The sequence below is a fragment of the Flavobacterium solisilvae genome (assembly GCF_012911605.1).
In the GTDB taxonomy this organism is placed as follows: Bacteria; Bacteroidota; Bacteroidia; order Flavobacteriales; family Flavobacteriaceae; genus Flavobacterium; species Flavobacterium solisilvae.
Genome location: NZ_JAAMPT010000114.1, coordinates 1 through 327, shown reverse-complemented (window position 1 = coordinate 327; position 327 = coordinate 1). Strand labels below are relative to the sequence as shown.

Here is a 327-nt window from a genome sequence, read left to right as displayed (position 1 = left end):
CATCAGCATACTCACTTCGGTCAATCTCTCTTCCGCCTTTTCGGCTGGTACATTGGTCTTTTACTGGACAGGTTTTGCAAGCTGGTGTGCGGTATTTTTGGAACCTGTAACCACTTTCCTCTGTTCGACCTGTTTTCTTGTGCCAACTGCCTGTGGTGCTTAGCGTTTCTCCTTGCGGACAAGTGTAGGTATTTGCTTCTTTGTTGTAAATAAACTTTGTTACAAAATACTCGGGTTGTGTGCCGTTTTCGTTGCTCTTGCCTTGATCGGGTTGGGCTACAATGGTGGTAATATTGTTCTGCTTGCAGGTTGCTATTTCTCTACCGT

General features: G+C 45.3%; 1 protein-coding gene. It reads right to left on the bottom strand.

Translation table 11 applies throughout. The annotated features are described in order from the left end of the window. Positions 1-327: transposase (locus G6042_RS00535; RefSeq protein WP_211161590.1), on the bottom strand; the 327-nt coding region annotated here is incomplete at both ends.